The following is a 1222-nucleotide window of genomic DNA, read 5'->3' on the forward strand; positions in this document are numbered from 1 at the left end:
CAAGATGAGTATTTTGTTGCGGTGAACAGGCCCGCCGGCATGTTGGTTCATCGCAGTTGGCTAGATAAACACGAAACTCAGTTTGTCATGCAGACTCTGCGAGACCAAATTGGTCAGCATGTCTTTCCGTTGCATCGCTTGGATCGTCCGACTTCTGGCGTTTTGGTGTTTGCGCTCTCCAGTGAAGTGGCTTCTCAAGTGATGCCAATGTTTGCTGAGCACAAAATGGAGAAGACCTATCACGCGATTGTCCGTGGTTGGATTGAGGAAGAGGGCATTTTAGATTACGCGTTAAAAGTCGAATTAGACAAAATTGCAGATAAGTTCGCCTCACAAGAAAAAGAAGCTCAAGAGGCCGTAACCGCTTACAAACCACTGGCGAAAGTGGAAGTGCCTTATTCGACGGGCAAGTTCCCAACAACGCGCTACTGTTTGATGGAAATGAAGCCCAAGACTGGTCGCAAGCACCAATTGCGTCGTCACATGGCCCACCTACGTCACCCAATTGTGGGGGACACATCGCACGGTGATGGTAAACACAACAAATTGTTCCGTAACGAATTTGATTCACACCGCTTGCTGTTACATGCTTCGGAGCTGCGTTTTGTGCATCCGTTTACAAATGAAGAGCTAGTGATGAAAGCGAGTATCGACGATACGTGGCAGCAATTGTTTACTCGATTTGAGTGGGACGAAGAGCTCGTTAAGTAAAGAGGCTGTGCTCTAGCGAAGAGAAATAGAAAAGGGTTGGCATGTTTACCAACCCTTTTTGTTGTTTACCGATTCTTAAAGGCTATTTGAGTTTTTCTAGATCCGCTTCGATCTCGGCGATCTTGCTAGAAACGACTTTTTCTAAATGGCGAAGATCAGAAAGAATCTTTTGTTTTACATCCAGTTCAGACACTTTCGCTGGTTTTGTGATCTTGTTGAGTTCGTCGATAACCAAAGTAAGGTTACGGTTGATTTCCGTTACTTCCTTGTATTTATGACTACCGCTATCAACTAAGACATTTTTTACTTGGCGTGGGTATTTGAATTTGACGCTTTTGGCAAAGAACTCGCCTTTTTGCTTATGGAAGTAGATTTTGAGCACGTCTTTATGTGCTTCTTGACGTAGGGAATAACGTTCAATCTGCTTGGGATCATGAATACCCAAACCAGTGAGGTGGGGATACATAGGCTACCTCTATTACATCGAATTGATATTGATATAACTGTAGCA

General features: G+C 44.3%; 2 protein-coding genes. One reads left to right on the forward strand and one right to left on the reverse strand.

Annotation, left to right across the window (positions count from 1 at the left end):
• The coding region (truC, locus tag R7Q47_RS25280; RefSeq protein WP_318090082.1) for a tRNA pseudouridine(65) synthase TruC at positions 1–711 on the forward strand (711 nt) is incomplete at its 5' end.
• 82 nt (positions 712–793) lie between these two features.
• Here truC and R7Q47_RS25285 read toward each other — a convergent pair.
• Positions 794–1177 (reverse strand): DUF3461 family protein, encoded by a 384-nt coding sequence (locus R7Q47_RS25285; protein WP_005456756.1) that lies wholly within the window; start codon positions 1175–1177, stop codon positions 794–796.
• Between the last annotated feature and the right edge of the window lie 45 nt (positions 1178–1222).

It is taken from the genome of Vibrio sp. Vb0349 (assembly GCF_033338975.1).

Bases quoted from the DNA above. Each gene is read 5' to 3' on its own strand.
- R7Q47_RS25285 (WP_005456756.1), bottom strand. From the start codon at position 1,177: ATGTATCCCCACCTCACTGGTTTGGGTATTCATGATCCCAAGCAGATT.